A 19181-nucleotide genomic window follows, 5' to 3' on the forward strand; every position below is an offset into this window, starting at 1 on the left:
GCCGCGGCCTCAGGATCAAGTGCGAAGGAAGGTAAGGTAGGCCGGGCGGCGTTGCTCACGGATGGCCTTGGCCTCGTAACGCGTACCGGGCCAACCCTCGTACGGCCGATGCCAATCAGACGCCTCCTTCGCCTGCCAGGCGAAGCCGCCATGCGCGCGGCAATGCAGCAGCGTCCAGTTCACATAGGTGTCGATGTCCGATGCGAAGCGGAAGCGTCCGCCTCGCTTCAGCACCCGCGCGAAACGGTCGAGATTGAGCGGACTGACGAAGCGACGCTTCCAGTGCTTCTTCTTCGGCCACGGGTCCGGGTAGAGGAGATCGATACCGTCGAGCGAGTTTTCCGGAAGCCAGTCGAGCAAGCGCGTGGCGTCGTCGTCATGGACGCGAAGATTGGCAAGCGGGTTTTCCCTTACCGCCATCATCATCTTGGCCATGCCGTTGACGAAGGGCTCGACGCCGATGAACCCGGTCGACGGAGATTCGCTGGCGCGGTGCAGCAGGTGTTCGCCGCCACCGAAACCGATTTCAAGGCGCACGGCGGCAACATCGGCTTCGAACAGGCCGGTCAGATCGCGCGGGGCTTCAACTGTGAGGTCGAGCCGGTATTTGGTGAATCCGGTCTCCAGCGCAGCGGCCTGCTGCGGACGCATGGCCTTGCCGCGCCGGCGACCGAAAAACGCTTCGGTCGCGCGGCTTGGTCTGTCCTTGGGATCCATGGGCCGCGCCTGCGGAGCTGGCGCCGCGGTCAGGCGGCGACAGCGTCCTTGAGCGCCTTGGCGAGATCGGTCTTCTCCCACGAGAAAGACCCGTCGCGACCGGCCTTGCGGCCGAAATGGCCGTAGGACGACGTCTTGGCGTAGATCGGCTTGTTGAGGTCGAGATGGCGGCGGATGCCTGATGGCGACAGGTCCATCACGGTGCGCAGCGCATCCTCGAGCTTGGCTTCGTCAACCTTGCCGGTGCCGTGCAGGTCGACGTAGACAGACAGCGGCTGGGCAACGCCGATGGCGTAGGAAAGCTGTATGGTGCAGCGGTCGGCAAGCTTGGCCGCCACCACGTTCTTGGCCAGATAGCGCGCCGCATAGGCCGCCGAACGGTCGACCTTGGTCGTGTCCTTGCCGGAGAAGGCGCCGCCGCCATGCGGCGCCGCGCCACCATAGGTGTCGACGATGATCTTGCGCCCGGTCAGGCCGGCGTCGCCGTCGGGCCCGCCGATGACGAACTTGCCGGTGGGATTGATGTACCACATGCAGTCGTCGGCGATCTTGAGGTCGCCAAGTGCCTCGCGGATATAGGGTTCCACGACCTTGCGGACCTTGTTCGAATCCCAACTCGCATCGAGATGCTGGGTCGAGAGCACGATCTGCGTCGCCTCGGCGGCCTTGCCGTCGACATAGCGAACGGTGACCTGGCTCTTGGCGTCCGGGCCGAGCTTGCCTGCCTCGCCGTTGTTCTGGTGACGGGCGGCGGCCAGCAATTCGAGGATCTTGTGGCTGTAGTAGATCGGGGCCGGCATCAGATCCGGCGTTTCGCGGCAGGCGTAGCCAAACATGATGCCCTGATCGCCAGCACCTTCTTCGCCCTGACGGTCGGCGGCGTTGTCGACGCCCTGGCCGATATCGGGCGACTGACCATGCAGCAGGACCTCTATCTTCGCGGTCTTCCAGTGGAAGCCGGCCTGTTCGTAGCCGATTTCACGGATCGCCTTGCGGGCAACCGACTTGAACTTGGCCGGATTGACGACCGGATGGCCTGCCGCATCCTTGAGGATGTTGCCCTGCTTGTCCTTCTTGAGCAGCGTCTCGGGAACGCGCACCTCGCCGGCGATGACGACGCGGTTGGTGGTTGCCAGCGTCTCGCAGGCGACGCGGACCTTCCACGGGTCCATGCCGGTCTTCTTGGCCTCACGATAGACCAGATCGACGATCTCGTCGGAGATGCGGTCACAGACTTTGTCGGGATGACCCTCGGCAACGGATTCCGAGGTAAAGAAGTAATTCTGCCGCGTCACGGGTGTCCCCTCTTGAAAAACGATCGGCAGGCTGCCGATTTTGGCGCGCCACGTGTTAGCGGTGCGGAGCGCCGCTCGTCAAGCGGTGCAGCCGTTCTGGCATGAAGGAATGTTGATATTGTTATGTGGTTGACCGGCGGTGGTGGCCGCCGGCGCCACAGGTCGCGTCAGTCAGGATCGTCGGAAGAAAGTGATTTTACAAGCTCGATGATCTTGCGGCGGACCTTCATGTCGGTGATCTTGACGAAGGCACGGTTAAGCTGAAGACCTTCGGGACTGCCACAGAACTCGACGGCGAACGCCATCGAGGAATCCTCGGCAAATCCGCGATTGCCACTGGCCTCCTGGCCCGGCGCATCCTCGAAGAAAAAGGCGACAGGCACTCCAAGTATGGAGGCAATCGCCTGGAGACGACTGGCGCCAACGCGGTTGGTGCCCTTTTCATATTTCTGTATCTGTTGAAATGTGATGCCGAGATTTTCGCCGAGCTTTTCCTGGCTCATTCCCAGCATGTTGCGGCGAAGCCGGACGCGACTTCCAACGTGGATGTCGATCGGATTCGGTTTCTTTTTGTTGTCTTCTATCATTTTTTTCCTCGCCGAATTTTTCCGGCTTTTTCTATTTTTTCCTGCCCAAACGAAGCCGGCGGCGACTGCCCCAACAGTACGATCCAATGGCTTCGAGAAATTTCAGGCGGTACAGTATGAGTTTCTAATGTGTCAGCTGTCAATTCGCCCGTAGCCTTTGCCTTACATTCGACACGCAGGCAGCGAGGGCAAACACCAACATGATCAGCATTCCGTTAATGCGCCGTTGACCGGAGGAGGCAACCGCCTGCCCGGAAATCGGCACACGCACATCCATGGCTCCGCGCGCATCGATCGCCAAAGCGTCGACGATGCGCCCACGCGGATCGACAACCGCGGAAATACCGTTGTTGGCTGCGCGCAACAAAGGCAGCCCGTTTTCCACCGCACGAATCTGCGCCTGCCTGAAATGCTGGTACGGACCCGGCGTGTCGCCGAACCATGCGTCATTTGTGACATTCACAATAAGCTGTGCTGACGTCGCGTCAACAGCCACCAGATCGGGAAAGATCACCTCGTAGCAAATAAACGGCAGGGCGCGGATGCCGCCGGGCACGGTGATCGCGTGCCGTTCATTGCCGGCCGCGAAATTCGTCGGCCCGGCGACGAGCTGGTCGAGGCCAAAGCGACCGAGCAGCCCGGCAAAGGGCAGATACTCGCCAAAGGGCACAAGGTGAACCTTGTCGACCGCGTCGACGATCTCGCCCTTGTCGTTGATCGCCACGACGGAATTGTAATAGCGGCTGTCGGCATTCGCCGCACCGCCCTCCTCGCGCACGATGCCGGCAATCAGCATCTGGCCGCCGGCGAGCATCTCGCCCAACGCCGTCAGCGCATCCGGCCGCTCCGTGAACAGAAATGGCACCGAGGTTTCCGGCCACACGATCAGCTGTGGCTTGGCATGGCCGGGCTCCGGCGCCTTGGCTGACAGCCCCATCATGGTGGCGAAGATGCGGTCGCGCACCGAGGCATCCCACTTTTCGGAGAGGTCAACCGCCGGCTGCACGATGCGCACGTCGATCGAACTGGTTGCCGGCGCGGCCGGAGCATTCAGCCGGATGTAGCCGAAGCCGACATGGGCCGCGACCAGCACGACCAGCAGTGCCGCGCCAAGGCGAATATTACGGCGGGCCGCAAGCAACGCCGGCAGCGAAAAGACGAAGACCGCCAGCGAATTCATGCCGATCATGCCGGTCACCGACACGCTCTGCATCAGCAAGGGCACCGGCATGGCCGCGTAGCCGACGGCATTCCACGGAAAGCCGGTGAACAGGAAGCCACGCAGCCATTCCGCCAGGCCAAAGGCGAAGGCAAGGGCAGCGATGCGGCCGATGTCGTTGCTCCACAGCAGCCGGGCGACCATTGCCGCGAATCCGTAGAAAAAGGCGAGCGCGAACGGGATGCCGACGACCGCGAACGGCAAGGCCCAGGCGAAGCTGTCGGCCTCGACCAGAAGGGCCGATCCGATCCACCAGAGGCCGGCGAGAAAATAGCCGAAGCCAAACCACCAGCCGACGGCAAAAGCCGGCCGCAGGCGCCGGAACAGACTGCCGGGTGCCTCGCTGGTCGCACCGTCGAGGAGCCAGACCAGCAGCGGGAATGAAATGAAGCAGGCCGCGAAGAAATCGTAGGGCGCCTGGCCCAGAACCGCCAACGCCCCGGCGAGAAACGCCACCAGCGCGCGCCGCCAACCCCAAAGCAGAATTATCCGGCCGGCAAGGCGCTCCATGCATACTTCCGAGTCGCGCGAATCAGGAAGCAAGATTTAACAGGCTGCGCTCCGTGCTCCAAATAACGGGTTATCCACCGGACAGGCTCGCGGCCACTATCGGTGCCATCCCTCGATCCTCAGACCCCCGCCCAGCCTCTCGGCGTCCTCGCGCGCAACGGAACGCATGGTCTGCGTGAAGGTCCAGACATGACCTTCCGGGTCGCGCGCCCGATAGAGCCGCTCGCCATAGAACTGGTCGGCTGGCTCCTCAACGATCTCCGCGCCCGCGGTGCGGGCGTGCTCGCAATGCTCGTCCAGGCCATCCTTGAGACGGACATAGACCGACTGCGTGTTCCTGCCCGAGACTGATGCCGGACTGGCGATATGATCAGCCCATTCGGAATCGACGATGATATAGCCGTCCCCGAACCGCATCTCGGAATGAACAAGCTTGCCGGTGGGATCGGTGACCACCATGCCGCGCTCGAAGCCGAAAGCCGTTTCCAGCCATGCCAAGGCGGCCCATGGGTCTTTGTAGAATACGCCGGAACCCAGGGTTGCGTGCTTGAATGGGTCGTCGACTGTCATCGGGCGGGACGGCGTTATCAGGCCTGCTCGGTGCGCGCCGCGCGCCGGCGCCGCTCGGCCTTCTGGCTGTGCACGATGCGTACCCGCTTGACGCGACGCGGATCGGCATCGAGCACGTGGAACTCGAAGCCGGGTATGGCCTGCACCACTTCGCCGCGCGCCGGGACGCGGCCAAGGGTGTTGAAGATCATGCCGCCGATCGTGTCGACATATTCGCCATGTTCACCCGCGGCGAAATCCTCGCCGATCATCTTGGCCACGTCGTCGATCTCGGCCTTGCCGTCAACGATGAACACGCCATCGCCGCTCTGGGTGATCATCGGCTCGTCGTCGTCATGCTCGTCTTCGATATCGCCGACGACCATCTCGACGATATCCTCCAGCGAGGCGAGACCGTCGGTGCCGCCATATTCGTCGATCACCAGCGCCATCTGGGTGCGCGTCGTCTGCATGCGCCCCATCAGATCGGAAGCGAGCATCGACGGCGGCACGAACAGCACCGGGCGGATCAGGTTCAAGTCGCCGATGGTGCGGGCAAGGTCGACCTGGGCCAGATCGAGAAGCGGGGTGGCAGGCGCCTTGCGTGTCGTCCTGCCCTTCTTGACTCGCGCAATCTTGGTGATGTGCGCCAGCACGTCGCGGATATGGACCATGCCGCGCGGGTCGTCGAGCGTCTCGGAATAGACGGGCATGCGGGAATGGCCGGACTGTTCGAACACGCCAAGCAGGTCCCCCAGGGTCGTGTTGATCTCGACGGCCTCGATGTCGGCACGCGGCACCATGACGTCCTCGACGCGCACTTCGCGCAGGCGCAGGATGTTGTTGAGCATGGCGCGCTCGCCAGGCGAGAAGGACTCGGCGTCGCTGGTGGTTTCGGCAAGGGCGCCGGCGATTTCCTCGCGCAGGCTGGTTCCGTTGCGCTGCCGGAACAGCCCGACAATGCGGTTGAACAGAGACGGCCCGGCAGCCGAGTGCTCGCTGGCGACGCTGCCGGAAATGGTACTCGGACTTGATCCCTCTTCCGATGTGTCGGAAGCCTTGGTCGTACTGCCGGCGTCGGGGCGGGCGGCAGTTTCAGGTTTGTCGTTCATCGTGGTCCGGTTGGTTGTGTCTTCGTAGTTACGCGTAGGGATCAGGAATGGCAAGCCTTGCAAGCGCCGCGCGCTCGATGGCTTCCATCTCCTCCGCCTCGGCGTCGGTCTCGTGATCATAGCCCAGCAGATGCAGCAGGCCATGGACAACGAGATGGGTGATATGGTTCTCGAGCGGCTTGTCTTCCAGTGCCGCTTCGCGCGCGACCGTCTCGGCGGCCAATACGATATCGCCCAGCATCGGCGGCAGCCGGCCGCCCTTGGCGAGTGAAAAGGCAGGGAAAGACAATACGTTGGTGGGCTTGTCCTTACCGCGCCAGCCGGCATTGAGGGTCCGGACATGGGCATCGTCGGAAAAAACGACGCTGAGTTCGGAAACGCCTGTCGTACCCGTCTCGGCGAAGGCGGCCACGACGGCGCGATCGACCAGCAGCGCCAGTCGGGCTTCGTCCGGCCAGCTTCCCGCTTCGAGCATCAGGTCAATGTCGACGGGAACCGAAAAATCCCCGTCGGCCGGTTTGGTGTTTTCAGGCATGACGCCGCATCGTCATATCAGCTTTCGGCGCCCAGGCCGCGCGCCAGCTTGGCATCGCGGTCATACGCCCTGACGATCTCGGCCACCAGCGGGTGGCGGACGACATCGCCATCATTGAACCGCACGGTCACCGCACCGGCCACGCCGTCCAGGACACGCAAAGCTTCGACCAGGCCCGATTTCGTGTTCGATGGAAGATCGATCTGGGTGGGGTCGCCGGTGACGATCATGCGCGAGTTCTCGCCCAGACGGGTCAGGAACATCTTCATCTGCATCGGCGTGGTGTTTTGCGCCTCATCGAGGATGACGGCGGCATGCGCAAGGGTGCGGCCGCGCATGAAGGCCAGGGGCGCGATCTCGATGACCTCGGCGGCGATGGCCCGCTCGACCTTGTCGGCCGGCATCATGTCGTAGAGCGCGTCATAGAGCGGACGCAGGTAGGGATCGACCTTTTCCTTCATGTCGCCCGGCAGGAAGCCGAGCCGCTCGCCGGCCTCGACGGCAGGCCGCGACAGGATGATGCGCTCGACCATGCCGCGCTCCAGCAGCATCGCCGCGTGCGCCACCGCCAGATAGGTCTTGCCGGTACCGGCCGGGCCGATGCCGAAAACAAGCTCGGAGCGCTCCAGCGCGCGCATATAGGCGTCCTGATTGAGCGAACGGGCATAGATGGTCTTCTTGCGCGTGGCGATCTGCGCTGCGGACACCTTGCCCTTGCGCTCCAGCGTCGGCAGCGTCAGTTGGTCATCGGCGGCGATCGCCATCCGCACGGCGCCGTCGACATCGGACTGGCCGATATCCACGCCCTTCTGGAGAATGCCATAGAGATTATCCAGCGCCCGACGCGCCTGCTCGGCGGCCGAGGCGGAGCCCTTGATGGTCAACTGATTGCCACGCGAACGGATATCGACGCCGAGCTTCTGCTCGAGCCTGGCGAGATTCTCGTCGAACTGGCCGTACAGGGCACTGGCAAGCTTGTTGTTGTCGAAGGTCAGTACGATGTGCGCCATGTCCGACGCCCCGGATTGCTGGTTCGGGGGCAAGGTCTTCACTTCAGCAGCGCTCAACCGTCTCTCCTCATCTGCCGAGGCTCTCAGGCCAATTCGGCGAACAGGCTATTGTAACCCGTCTTCGTGATTCGCACTTGGATAATGTCACCGATCTCGCCGGCCTTTTCATCAACAATAACCGGCTGCAGCCAAGGCGAGCGGCCGACCTTCTGGCCGGCCTGACGGCCAGGCTTCTCAATCAGCGTATCAATGGTCCTGCCGATCAGGCTGGTGCCGAAACCCTGCTGCTGCTTCACGAGCAGCGCCTGCAGCCGCTGCAGGCGTTCGTCCTTGACGGCTTCCGGTACGTGATCGGGCATGTCGGCGCCCGGCGTGCCGGGGCGCGGCGAATACTTGAAAGAGAAGGCCGAGGCATAGCCGACATCGCGGACAAGCTGCATGGTCGCTTCGAAATCAGCGTCGGTCTCGCCGGGGAAGCCGACGATGAAATCGCCAGAAAGCGCGATATCGGGCCTGGCCGCACGGATGCGGTCGAGCAGAGCCAGATAATCCCTGGCCGTGTGCCTGCGGTTCATCGCCTTGAGAATGCGGTCCGAGCCCGACTGCACCGGCAGATGCAGGTAGGGCATCAGCGCAGGCAGGTCGCGGTGCGCCGCTATCAGCTCGTCGTCCATGTCGCGTGGATGGCTGGTGGTGTAGCGCAACCGTGCCAGGCCGGGAATCTCGGCCAGCCGGATCAGAAGACGGCCGAGGCCCCATTCCTCGCCGTTATCGCCCTTGCCATGCCAGGCATTGACGTTCTGGCCAAGCAGCGTCACCTCGCGCACGCCGGCTTCGGCCAGGCGCTCCGCCTCGGCCACGATCTGCGCCACGGGACGAGAGACTTCCGAACCGCGCGTATAGGGCACCACGCAGAAGGTGCAAAACTTGTCGCAGCCTTCCTGCACGGTCAGGAACGCGGTGACGCCGCGCTTGATGACCTCGGCGCGCTTGGGCTGCGGCAGGTGCTCGAACTTGTCCTCGATGGCGTATTCGGTCTCGACGATCTTCTCGCCACCGCGCACCCGCGCCAGCACATCCGGCAACCGGTGATAGGTCTGCGGGCCGATGACGAGGTCGACGGCGGGCGAGCGCCTGATGATCTCGGCTCCCTCGGCCTGCGCCACGCAGCCGGCAACGCCAATCAGCATCTCGCGGCCAGCCAGGGCGCGCTCCGCCTTCATGTCGCGGATACGGCCGAGTTCGGAATAGACCTTTTCGGCGGCTTTCTCGCGGATATGACAGGTGTTGAGCAAAACCAGATCGGCTTCGTCAATGACATCGGTCGACGCATAACCGTCAGCGGCCAGCGCGTCGGTCATGCGCTGCGAATCGTAGACGTTCATCTGGCAACCATAGGTCTTGACGAAGACCCTCCTGGTCGCCGTGGACACCGCTGCCGGCGGCTCGATGCCGTCATGTTCTATCGTGTTCAAATCCATCCGGCGCCTTCTAACGCCTTTCGATGACAAAAAACAGACGCTTTTGGCCCGAACCCCGTGGGCAAGCGGCTTGAGCTAGCGGCTTGGGCGGGGATCGGCGAGGGCTGCCTGCATCATGGCGCGAACCTCACGCTCCATCAGCTTCGCCGTTTCCTTGCGGTTCGAGCCCTTGGAGAAGGCAACCGGCTCGCCGAGATGCACCTCGACATCGAGGGCCCCCTCCGACATCAGGACCTTCAGATGCGGCATTAGATCCTCATCGCCGATCCAGGCGGCAATCGGCCGATGCCGGCGGCCAAGCGGCACGCCGTGCAGCCTCGTATAGACAATCGCGACAGGCTGGATGAACACGGTTTGCGCCGCGCCTTCCGAAATCGCCATGGAGGCGGCGCCGAACAGCGTGCTCTTGAACGGCAGGATGACGTTGCCGTCAGCGGTCGAACCTTCGGCGAACAGCACCATGGCGTCGCCCTTGGCCATGCGGCTGGCGATCTCGCTCGCCTGGTCGCCCGACGAACGCTTGCGTTCGCGCTCGATGAAGACGGTGCGCTGCAGCTTGGACAACATGCCGATCAACGGCCAGCCTTCCATATCAGCCCTGGCGATGAATTTCACATCGGCAAAGGAGCCCAGCACCATGATGTCGGTCCAGGAGATGTGGTTTGACGCCACCAGCAACGGGCGCTGGCTGGACAGCGTCCCCTTGACATGCACGCGCATGCCCAGCGCCCTCAAGATCATCCGGTGCCATATCTTCAGGATGAATGTCTCGGGCCACAGCCCGGTCTTCATAGACAGGACCTGCAACGGCACGAGGACCAGGGAGCTGGCGACAACGAGGGCCAGCGCCAGGAAAATCCTGATTTTCTTGATCATCCGTCGGTAGCCCTGTCCCCGCGCTCTGGCTAGCGAAGATCGCGGCGCATGACAAGCGCGCCGGTCGGGCCATGTTCAGGCGACTTGTAGTAGTTCGGGCGCTTGCCGACTTCGCGGAAGCCCAGCCGCCTGTAAAGCGCGATGGCCGCCACGTTGGTCTCGTCGACCTCGAGGAAAAGCGCCTCGGCGCGTTGCCCATGCAGTTCGCGCAGCACGGCATCCATCAATTGCCAGCCGAGTCCCTGCCGGCGGTGTGAGCGCGCCACCGCGACCGTCAGGATCTCGCCCTCGCCGGCAGCCAGCCGCGCCAGCACGAAGCCGACCGGCGGCTTGGCGCCCTGCCCGGTCTCGCGCACGGCATAGCCAAACACCGTGTTCTGCTCGAGCAGCGCGGCGAATTCGCCACCGGTCCAGGGCCGGACGAAATCCTCGCGATGCAAGACGGAAATGGCCGGGCTATCGGCAATTCTCAGCGGCTCGAGCGCAAAGTCCCTGCGGCGCGACTGAAGAAAGGGAATGCGCATCAATTATCGTTTTCCAGTTTGACCATGATCTTTTCCGAAAACCGGCTTCCACTTTTCGCTGGCGCGGACCTTCTGGTTCGGGATCATGGTCCGAGCCTTGCCAGAATGAAACCCGCCTGTGGCTTGGCGTCCGCACCGCGCAGATAGAGAAGTTTCGGCCTCTCGCCCTCGCCTTTTTCGACGGCCAGCCTTGCATAAACGGCAATGTCGGCGGTGGCCTCCGTCGGGCCGATATCGAACGCATGTCCAGCCGCGGCCGCGATCTGGATGGCGGCCGTGCCGGTTAGAACCGGGGAGCGATCCGTTGCGATCGCGACAATTTCCGCAAGCGTGGTGACGGCCGGACCAAAGGTCAGTGTCATTGTTTCATCGTAGAAAGCGGCGTGGATCTCCTCGCGCCCGGCATCCAGCGCAGACAGCACCGGGCGGCCAGGAAATACCTCGGCGGCCTGCGCCGCCAGTGCTTCCAGGCTGGTCACGCCGATTGCCGGAATTTTCAACGCCAGCGCCAGCCCACGCGCCGCCGAGACACCGACGCGCAATCCGGTGAAGGAACCGGGACCGACAGAGACACCGATGGCGCCGAGGCCGGCATAGCCGGTCTCGCTGGCCTTCAGCGCCTCCTCGATCACCGCCATCAAATGCTCGGCATGGCCCTTGCCGAGATCAATCACCGAGCGGCCGAGTTCCCGCTTCGCCTCGGCGTCGTAGACGCAGGCGGCGCAAAGACTGGCGGCACAATCGATGGCAAGCAACTTCATGAGGCGGCCGGTTGATCCCAGACAAAGGTTCGAGTGACAGTCTTGCTCTCGTCGATTTCCCTGTGCCCGCCATGGCTCGTCGCCGCAAGGGGACAGTGCATTAATTGTTAAGCGGCTTCGCTTCGGCCCAAGCGGCTGCCTATGCGGCCGGGTCGATCCGCAGCATGTGGTTGTCCCAGACATAGTCCGGTTCGGAACGTTTTGTTGCGGCTCCGACAACCTCTCCGGCGCCACTCGTCGCCATGAAGCCCGCCCCATCGGGCGCGAGGCCGCAAACCTCGACCAGTTTGCTTGCCGTGACGACCTTTCCGCTGGCCGCATCGACCACCACAAGGGAATTACCTTCCGGCGACGATACCGCGACCGTGCCGGCGGCGGGATTGGCGGCGACCGAGCCGATATAGTTTCGGAAGCCTGAGAGCACATCCCTCGGCATGTCGAGCAGTTGCAGTTCCTTGCCGCGTACGGCGCGGCCGACGAGCAGCGGACTATCTGTACCCGGCCCGCGGTACTGGCAGCCGAACCATACCGTGCCGGATGGGTCGGCATCCATGTGACGGATCGACAGTTGGTGAAGCGCCGGCGGCAGTTCGTGCTTTTCGATGAGATCGCCAGTGATGCGGTCGACCAGAACGTAGGACGGCTTCATGGTCGCAAGGTTGAGCTCGGCGCGGCCGAAATCCGGATGCGTCTCGATGCCGCCATTGGCGATGGCCAATGTCCTGCCATCGCCGAGCAACAGAAGCTCATGCGAACCCATGCCGTAGGTCGGGAATTCACCGATGCGGCTGAAGTTCGCGCGCGCATCGTAGATGCCGACCACGCCGGCCGCGTTGTCGAAATCGTTCTCGGTGGCATAGAGCAAGGCGCCGTCGGTCGAGAATACGCCATGGCCGAAAAAATGCCGGTCGGGCACGCTGGCAATGGTTTGGGGCTCCTCACGACCGCTATGGTCGAACACCACCGCGAACGTCCCAGGTTGCCGCGCAAAGACGACCGAGCGCTTCGAGACCGGGTCGAACGTGACATCGTGGCCGCGATCGGGCAGGTCGATGGCGTGCAGGACCTTACCGGCCTCGGACAAGACAGCCGCGCCAAAGCCGCCGCCGCGCTTGACGAATGCCGTGGCAAAGACGGCGTCGGCGGCCAGTGTCGCGGCCCAGGCCGGCGGCGCCATGACGGACGCCAAACCAGCGCCAGCCGCCCTCAGGAAATCGCGGCGGTCGATCAACGGGGCCTTCAAGTCAGTCTCTCGTCGAGCATGATCTTTTCCGAAAACCGGCTTCCACTTTTCTGAATCATGCTCAGTCTCCGTCGAGCGACGAGAAGCCGGCGGTCAGACCGAATTCAGTGGTCAGTCTGGTGCCGAAGAGGGTGGAGAGGCTCGATGTAATCAGCGCGAGATGATCCAGCTTTTCACGCTGATCCGGCTCGGCGAGCGCCTTGTCGATGGGCCCCTTGACCGCCTTTGCCGTGGCAACGCCGTTGACCAGCTGGATATGGATCGTTTCGGCGATCCAGCGCGCGTCCTGCGGCAGCGCGTCGCCGATTCGCGAGGCCTGAAACAGCGCATCGACACCAGAGAGATTGCCGGCGAGTGACGCGGTGGTGTTTCCGGAACGCCAATAGACAGCCTGTTTCGGCTTGTCCGCGCTGGGATTGGGGCCGAAAAATCCTTTGAGGCGCACGTCTCGAACCATTTCCAGCTCGTTGATGAAGACCCCTACCAGTTCGGTCACCGCTTCCGTGCCATCCCGGTAGAGCGGATTCCGCGCGCCCGGATTGGCCCAGAGCGCGGCAAAGCCTTCGGTCTTGTCCCAGGCGGCGCTGACATCGGCGGCCATCGTCTCGACATTGGCTGCGATGGCCGTGCCGTAAGCGCAGCGATAGGGCTCGTCCTTGCCGGCAAGTTGCTCGGCGCCGTCGCCGAAAAGCACGAATTCCAGCGCACCCAGGCCCTGCATGGCAACACTTTTGCCGGCGAGCTGGGTGGCATCCGCCGCCGTCGGATCCTTTTCGGACAGGGCTGCTTGTACCTGCTTCAGGCCGATGCTCTTGCGATCCGGCCAGAACAGCATGCGCTCCAGACGGTTGTTTTCGGTGATCGGCCCGAAGCGGATGATCTCCGCCGAGGACCAGGCTTCCACCGTGGCCGAGAATTCGGCGCGCGCCGCGTCCAGGCCTTGCCGTGAAGGCGCCTTGCAAAGCGCCTGCATCGACCCCGTCAGTTTCCCCGCATGATCATGCAGGCTGGCATAGGCGGGACGGACAAAGCCGTCGACCGCCCTCTGGATCACGTCGGTGGCCTTCGCCGCCGCGGCGGCGGGCCACGCGCCGAACAAGACCATCGGCAGGACGATCGCGAAGACACACCGCTTCAGCATCAGAGCGACTCCAGAAATTTGATCAGCGCATCGCGGTCGGCCGCCTTGGCGGCGGCAAAGCGGTCGCGGGCCTTCCGCGCCTCGCCGCCATGCCACAGGATTGCCTCGGTCAGATTGCGCGCCCGTCCGTCATGCAGGAAAAATGTGTTGCCGTTCACGGTCCCGGTCAGCCCTATGCCCCACAGTGGCGGCGTGCGCCAGTCATTGCCCGTCGCGTCGCCAGCCTGTTGCCCATCCGCCAGTCCTTCGCCCATGTCGTGCAACAGGAAATCCGAATAGGGCCAGATCAGCTGGAAGGCCTGCGCCTTGTTGGGCGTGTCGCGCCGGGTGACGAATTTCGGCGTGTGGCATGACGTGCAGCCCATGTCGTAGAACAGTTTCTTGCCGGCCAGCACTTCCGGTTTGTCGAGATCGCGCCGGGCCGGCACGGCAAGGTTCTGCGAATAGAAGGTTACAAGGTCCATGACGGGCGGCGGCGCCTCGACCGGGCCGAGGCGCTCCTGCACGCCGTTGGGCATGGCAAGACAATCCTTCTGAGCGTCGGTGCAGTCGCCCCAATGCCTGGGCACCTCTGGTGTCGAGATGCCGATATCGCCGGAAAACGCATCGGCCGATTGTTGGCGGATCGACGGTGCCTGCGCCTTCCAGCCGAAGCGGCCGAGCGTCAGCTCGCCGGTTGCCGCGTCGCGTACAATGTTGGGACTGCCGGAAATATCATCGCCGTCCCGGTCCTTCGGATCTGCACGGGCAAGTATATCGCCCGCGGCGATCTGCTCGATGAGGCCGAGGCCAATCATTGGCGGCGTCAGACGTGGTGAAAGCGTCGTGCGGGGATCGAGCGGGCCGTAGGCCAAGTCGTCGACCCAATAGAAAGGCCTGCGCAATGAAACGACGCTGCCGTCGCCGAGCGTCACTCGCTGTTCCTGATACTCGACGCGCATCCGGCCTTCGCCACGCAGGCCGGGAACGGCCAGCTCCTGCAATTGCGTTCCATAGACAGGATCGGCGAAGTTGAGCACCTTGCGATCGGCAAGCCGTGCCTTCTCCTGCTCGGTGCTCGCCTGCCGCGCCAGCCGCAGGAACATCGACGTTGAGCCACGACCGCCTTCCGGCGGACGGCCGCGTCCGTCCTTCAGATGGCAGTTCTGGCAGGCGCGTTCGTTGAACAGCGGGCCGAGCCCGTCGGAGGCCTGGGTCGAGGATGGCGACGACACCCAGTTCTTGCGGAAAATGGCATTGCCGAGCTTGAAGGTGCCCTCTTCCTCGAAAGTGATGTTGGCCGATGAATGCGAGAAGGAATCGCGGTTGACGTCCTTCCTCGACGTGCCGGCGCCGCCCTGCATCAGTTCGAATTGCTCGGGCTTCGAAAAATCCGTCGTCGGCCTTGTGATGGCAATGACGCGCGCCAGGTCTTTGGCATCGAGGTCGGTCCGGCCTGCCGAAAAACCCGCTCCCTCTTGCGCGCCAGCCATGGCGGAGAGGGCAAGCAACGCGATGATCGTGAGCAGAGGACCGCGAAACGGAACGTGCCGCCGCGGTCTTCCTTGAGATGGCAGGCCGAGCTTCTCGGCCAGCCGCATGCGGCGCACGGAATCTAGGGAGCGCCGCATTCCCGCATGTCCTTACTCCGCCTCGTCGGCCGGTGCGGCGTTGAGCTGGCCGTACTTTTCCTCACCGATCGATGCAAGCAGGTCGAGCTGGGTCTCGAGGAAATCGATATGGCCTTCCTCGTCGGCCAGCAATTCCTCGAACAGCTTCATGGTCACGTAGTCGCCCGCTTCGTTGCATATCTCGCGCGATCGCTTGTAGTTCGTGCGCGCGTCATATTCGCCGGCAAGATCGGATTCGAGCACTTCCTTGACATTCTGCCCGATGCGCAAAGGCGCCACCGACTGCAGGTTCGGATGTCCTTCGAGGAAGATGATGCGCGCGATGAGCTTGTCAGCGTGGTGCATCTCCTCGATCGACTCCGCGCGCTCCTTCTTCGCCAGCTTGGCGTATCCCCAGTCCTCCAGCAGACGGAAATGCACCCAATACTGGTTGACAGCTCCGAGCTCCAGAAAAAGAGCCTCGTTAAGCCGCTCGATGATCTGCTTTTCGCCTTTCATGGGTTCTGCTCCCGTATTGGACGCGCAGGCCTCTGACGCGATCCAGATGTGAAACGACATCCACGCCGTTCGCCTCCGAGCGGGCGTGGTAGTTTTCGGTTACCCGAATGATCGTTTCCACCACATTTGGGAAGCAGCCGCAACATCGTCCACGCTTTTGCATGGCATGATAGATCTTGGCCGGCACGATAAGCTGCCATGGATCCAGATCCAGCAGCCCGACTATCGTCTGCTCGATTTCCTTCTCGGTAATGATGTTGCAATGGCAGATCAGCATTGACTTGGCTCTGGCTGACGGCGCGCTTCCTCCTCGCCGTGTGGCTTAGATCTTCATCGGGCACGATCGTTTCAAGACCATGCCCGGGGTATTGTCCCTACTGGAACACCTTGTCCGGCGCATCGAGGCTCTTGGAGCCCTCGAAAGCGATTGCGTTGAGCTTCAACGCCGCCACCGCGCGCTCGATCGACTTGGTCTGGTCCACCAATGCGTCGACCGCCGCCTGCACCGTGGCGTTGCCTTCGGTATTGCCCTCGGCGATCTGCTGGTCGTAGGCCTCGCCGGCCAGCGCCCGCGCCTTGATCGCCTCCATCTTGGCTACTGTGACATCGAGCTTGCCGGACAGTTCCTTGTCGACCGCCGGATCGGCCGCCTTGACCATGTCGGCCACGGACGGACCCTCGACGACGGTGCCGTCAACGCGCTTGTAGCTGCCATGATAGGCCGCGCGGATACCGACGGCGTCATAGAGATGAGAGTTGAAGGTGTTGTCGGAGAAGCAGTCATGCTCCTCTTCGGGGTCGTGCAGCAAAAGGCCAAGCTTCATGCGCTCGCCGGCCAGTTCGCCATAGGAAAGAGAGCCCATGCCGGTGAAAATGGTCGAGATCGCGGTATTCGGCTCGCCGTCGACGAGATTTTTGCGCGCGGCGCCGCCTTCCTTCCAGTTGCCAACCATCTCCTGCAGGTCGGAAACCAGAAGGGTGCTGGCGGACTTCAGATACCGCGCACGGCGATCGCAATTGCCGCCGGTGCAGTTCTTGAGGTCGTAGTCCGTATAGGGCCGCTCTCCGGCACCCGGGCCGGTGCCATGCAGGTCCTGGCCCCAGAGCAGGAATTCGATAGCGTGATAGCCGGTGGCGACGTTGGCTTCGATGCCGCCCGCTTCCTGCAATGTGCCGGACAGGAATTCCGGGGTCAGGTTCGTGGCATCAACCGTCTTGCCGTTGATCTCGATGGACTTGTTGGCGATGACATTGGCGGTATAGAGCGCATTGGCATCCGATTCCGTGCCGTAGCTCTTGGCGACATAGTCGATCAGGCCTTCGTCCAGCGGCCAGGAGTTCACCCTGCCTTCCCAGTCGTCGACGATCTTGTTGCCGAAGCGGTAGACCTCGGTCTGCTGGTACGGAACGCGCGCCGCTTTCCAGGCGTCGCGGGCGGCATTGAGCGTGTCGGTGGAAGGCGTGGCAAGCAGCGCGTCCACCGCCTTGTCGAGAGCCTGCGCGGTGGTCAGCGAGTCCTCGAATTTGGCAAGCCCGATGTCGACATAGGTCTTGATGACCGCTTTCGGATCCGAGTCCGCCTTGGCCGGAAGCACGAACACCGCCGCCGTCAACAGGGCCGTGGCACCGATCGCCGCAAGCCTGCTGCCATTTCGTGCTGTCATCATCGCTCTCCAGCTTCTTGGAAATTCCATAAACGGCGCGCGTGGCGCCGAACGCCAAGCCATATGCGCAAAACATGCCGCGCCGGGGCGCGGCTCGTGGAAGAAAGACACCAAAATGCCTCCAATCGAACGGGTTCAAGGCCCAGACATCAAAGGGATGCGCTAATGCGCGAGCCTCCATAAAGCTTCGGCACTGCTGGAAGTCAATAGAAATCGACGGGAAAAGCCAATTGAAACAATAGTTTAGAATTATTCTAAACTACAAAGCTCAACTTTACACCGTGCTGTGGACCGACTTGCCGCGAGACGTGGCAATTGACATCGGCCATTCCGGGTGCGACCGCAAATCCAGTCCCGCGACGGTGCCGGACAATCCTGATCTGGCGAAAACCTTTTAATGAATGTCGTCCAAAAGTGCGCCGCGGTTTTGGGATAGCGACATGCATAAAACAGAGAACGCGACGCGCTTTGCACTTCGGAAACAGGAATTGAGCTTTCGATGAAGAACGGTGTTGTCATTGTCGGTGCGGGTCATGCCGGTGTACAGGCGGCCGCGAGTTTGCGCGAGGAAGCCTATGACGGGCCGGTGATCCTCATAGGCGACGAGACGGACCTGCCCTACCACAAGCCGCCGCTGTCGAAGACCTTCATCAAGGATACCGAGGCAAAGCCGCAACCGCTGCGCGGCGAGGCCTTCTACACGGGCAGCGCCGTCGACTTTCGTCCAGGCGTGCGCATCAACCGGATCGACACGGGCAACAGAAGCCTGGAGATTGCCGGAGGAGGCGCGCTTGCCTTCGATCACCTGATCCTGGCGACAGGGTCGCGCCCTCGCATGCTGCCCTTGCCAGGCTCCGACCTTTCAGGCGTGCTGTCGCTGCGCTCACTGAACGACGCGCGGCTGATCCGAGAGCTCAGCGCGCGCAGCGACGATGTCGTCATCCTAGGCGGCGGCTTCATCGGCCTGGAAATCGCAGCCACGCTGCGGGCGGCCGGTCGCACGGTGACAGTGGTCGAGGCGGTGGACCGGCTGCTTGGCCGCGCGGTGGCGCCGGTCGTTGCGAGCCATGTGCGCCAAAGGCTGGAAGCAACCGGCGTACGCATCCTCACCGGCACCTCGATCGCCAGGCTGGAAGGCGAAAACGGCCATGTGTCGGCGGCGGTCACCTCAACCGGCGAAAGGCTGCCGGCGCGCATGGTCATCGTCGGCATCGGCGCCGTGCCGAATGTGGAACTGGCTGAATCCGCCGGCCTCGCCACCGCCAACGGCATCCGAGTCGATCACCAGATGCGCAGTTCGGTGCCGGAGGTTCTGGCCATTGGCGACGCCGCCTCTTACCGGCACTGGTTCACCGGTGCCGATGTGCGGCTGGAATCGGTGCAGAACGCCACCGACCAGGCGCGGCTTGCCGCAAGGACGATCGTTGGCCATGCCGACGACTATTCAGCGGTGCCGTGGTTCTGGTCCGACATTGGCGACATGAAACTGCAGATGGTCGGCCTGACCGCCGGCGGCGACAGCCATGTCGTGCTGGGCGACCTGCCCGACAACAAGTTCTCGATCTACCATTATTCCGGGGACAGGCTGCTTGGCATCGAATCCGTCAATCGTCCGGGCGACCACATGCTTGGCCGCAAGATGCTCGGCGCCGGCTTCTCGCCGACGCCGGAGACGATTGCCGCTGGGCCAGACGGGTTGAAAGCGGCGCTGGCCGCTTTTCTCGAGAAGGAACCGTCTCGCGCCGCCGGCTAAAGCAGATCCCATCCCAATGAAATCGGGATGGGATCGTATCTGTTTGTGGGAGCAAGATCTATTCCGAAGCTTTCGGGATCGTGCTCGACCTCCCGC

The 19181-nt window shown here is 63.0% G+C and carries 19 protein-coding genes; 1 reads left to right on the top strand and 18 read right to left on the bottom strand.

The genetic code is table 11. The features are described from left to right. Positions 1-15: 15 nt before the first annotated feature. The 18 genes from trmB to ACO07C_RS13245 form a co-directional block, all read right to left on the bottom strand. Positions 16-717, bottom strand: coding sequence for a tRNA (guanine(46)-N(7))-methyltransferase TrmB (gene trmB / locus ACO07C_RS13160; protein WP_421914593.1), 702 nt, complete (start codon positions 715-717; stop codon positions 16-18). A 29-nt stretch (positions 718-746) separates the two neighbouring features. After that, positions 747-2012 (bottom strand): methionine adenosyltransferase, encoded by a 1266-nt coding sequence (metK, locus tag ACO07C_RS13165; RefSeq protein ID WP_421914594.1) that lies wholly within the window; start codon positions 2010-2012, stop codon positions 747-749. Positions 2013-2179: 167 nt separating this feature from the next. Beyond that, positions 2180-2599: a helix-turn-helix domain-containing protein gene (locus tag ACO07C_RS13170; protein WP_421917517.1), complete on the bottom strand. Its 420-nt coding sequence runs from the start codon at positions 2597-2599 to the stop codon at positions 2180-2182. A 139-nt stretch (positions 2600-2738) separates the two neighbouring features. Further along, complete coding sequence (gene lnt, locus ACO07C_RS13175) at positions 2739-4328, bottom strand: apolipoprotein N-acyltransferase (RefSeq protein ID WP_421914595.1); 1590 nt, start codon at positions 4326-4328, stop codon at positions 2739-2741. A 96-nt stretch (positions 4329-4424) separates the two neighbouring features. Next, complete coding sequence (locus ACO07C_RS13180; RefSeq protein ID WP_421914596.1) at positions 4425-4898, bottom strand: VOC family protein; 474 nt, start codon at positions 4896-4898, stop codon at positions 4425-4427. A gap of 17 nt (positions 4899-4915) precedes the next feature. Next, positions 4916-5989: a hemolysin family protein gene (locus tag ACO07C_RS13185; RefSeq protein ID WP_421914597.1), complete on the bottom strand. Its 1074-nt coding sequence runs from the start codon at positions 5987-5989 to the stop codon at positions 4916-4918. Positions 5990-6017: 28 nt separating this feature from the next. Then, the gene (gene ybeY / locus ACO07C_RS13190; RefSeq protein ID WP_421914598.1) at positions 6018-6524 is read right to left on the bottom strand and encodes an rRNA maturation RNase YbeY; all 507 of its coding nucleotides are present in this window, start codon (positions 6522-6524) and stop codon (positions 6018-6020) included. Positions 6525-6541: 17 nt separating this feature from the next. Then, the gene (locus ACO07C_RS13195) at positions 6542-7534 is read right to left on the bottom strand and encodes a PhoH family protein (protein ID WP_227349586.1); all 993 of its coding nucleotides are present in this window, start codon (positions 7532-7534) and stop codon (positions 6542-6544) included. 83 nt (positions 7535-7617) lie between these two features. Then, entirely contained in the window at positions 7618-9015 is a 1398-nt protein-coding gene (gene miaB, locus ACO07C_RS13200; protein WP_421914599.1) for a tRNA (N6-isopentenyl adenosine(37)-C2)-methylthiotransferase MiaB, read from the bottom strand. A 75-nt stretch (positions 9016-9090) separates the two neighbouring features. Then, positions 9091-9891 (bottom strand): lysophospholipid acyltransferase family protein, encoded by an 801-nt coding sequence (locus ACO07C_RS13205; protein WP_421914600.1) that lies wholly within the window; start codon positions 9889-9891, stop codon positions 9091-9093. Positions 9892-9920: 29 nt separating this feature from the next. After that, complete coding sequence (rimI, locus tag ACO07C_RS13210) at positions 9921-10415, bottom strand: ribosomal protein S18-alanine N-acetyltransferase (protein WP_421914601.1); 495 nt, start codon at positions 10413-10415, stop codon at positions 9921-9923. An 83-nt stretch (positions 10416-10498) separates the two neighbouring features. Continuing rightward, complete coding sequence (gene tsaB / locus ACO07C_RS13215) at positions 10499-11176, bottom strand: tRNA (adenosine(37)-N6)-threonylcarbamoyltransferase complex dimerization subunit type 1 TsaB (RefSeq protein WP_421914602.1); 678 nt, start codon at positions 11174-11176, stop codon at positions 10499-10501. 139 nt (positions 11177-11315) lie between these two features. Next, positions 11316-12419: a DUF1513 domain-containing protein gene (locus ACO07C_RS13220; protein ID WP_421914603.1), complete on the bottom strand. Its 1104-nt coding sequence runs from the start codon at positions 12417-12419 to the stop codon at positions 11316-11318. Positions 12420-12480: 61 nt separating this feature from the next. Then, on the bottom strand, positions 12481-13560 hold the full coding sequence (locus tag ACO07C_RS13225; protein WP_421914604.1) for an imelysin family protein: 1080 nt from the start codon (positions 13558-13560) through the stop codon (positions 12481-12483). After that, positions 13560-15032 (bottom strand): di-heme oxidoredictase family protein, encoded by a 1473-nt coding sequence (locus ACO07C_RS13230; RefSeq protein ID WP_421917518.1) that lies wholly within the window; start codon positions 15030-15032, stop codon positions 13560-13562. The genes ACO07C_RS13225 and ACO07C_RS13230 overlap by 1 nt, the downstream gene beginning before the upstream one ends. Positions 15033-15182: 150 nt before the next feature. Continuing rightward, positions 15183-15668 (bottom strand): bacterioferritin, encoded by a 486-nt coding sequence (gene bfr, locus ACO07C_RS13235; protein ID WP_421914605.1) that lies wholly within the window; start codon positions 15666-15668, stop codon positions 15183-15185. Next, positions 15634-15945: a (2Fe-2S)-binding protein gene (locus ACO07C_RS13240; protein WP_421914606.1), complete on the bottom strand. Its 312-nt coding sequence runs from the start codon at positions 15943-15945 to the stop codon at positions 15634-15636. Before ACO07C_RS13240 ends, bfr begins: the two co-directional genes overlap by 35 nt. 97 nt (positions 15946-16042) lie before the next feature. Continuing rightward, positions 16043-17332: an imelysin family protein gene (locus ACO07C_RS13245; protein WP_421914607.1), complete on the bottom strand. Its 1290-nt coding sequence runs from the start codon at positions 17330-17332 to the stop codon at positions 16043-16045. Between the two features lie 499 nt (positions 17333-17831). On the opposite strand from ACO07C_RS13245, the gene ACO07C_RS13250 reads away from it, so the two are divergent. Then, positions 17832-19085: an NAD(P)/FAD-dependent oxidoreductase gene (locus ACO07C_RS13250; protein WP_421914608.1), complete on the top strand. Its 1254-nt coding sequence runs from the start codon at positions 17832-17834 to the stop codon at positions 19083-19085. Positions 19086-19181: the final 96 nt, after the last annotated feature.

Source organism: Mesorhizobium sp. (assembly GCF_965229135.1).
In the GTDB taxonomy this organism is placed as follows: Bacteria; Pseudomonadota; Alphaproteobacteria; order Rhizobiales; family Rhizobiaceae; genus Mesorhizobium.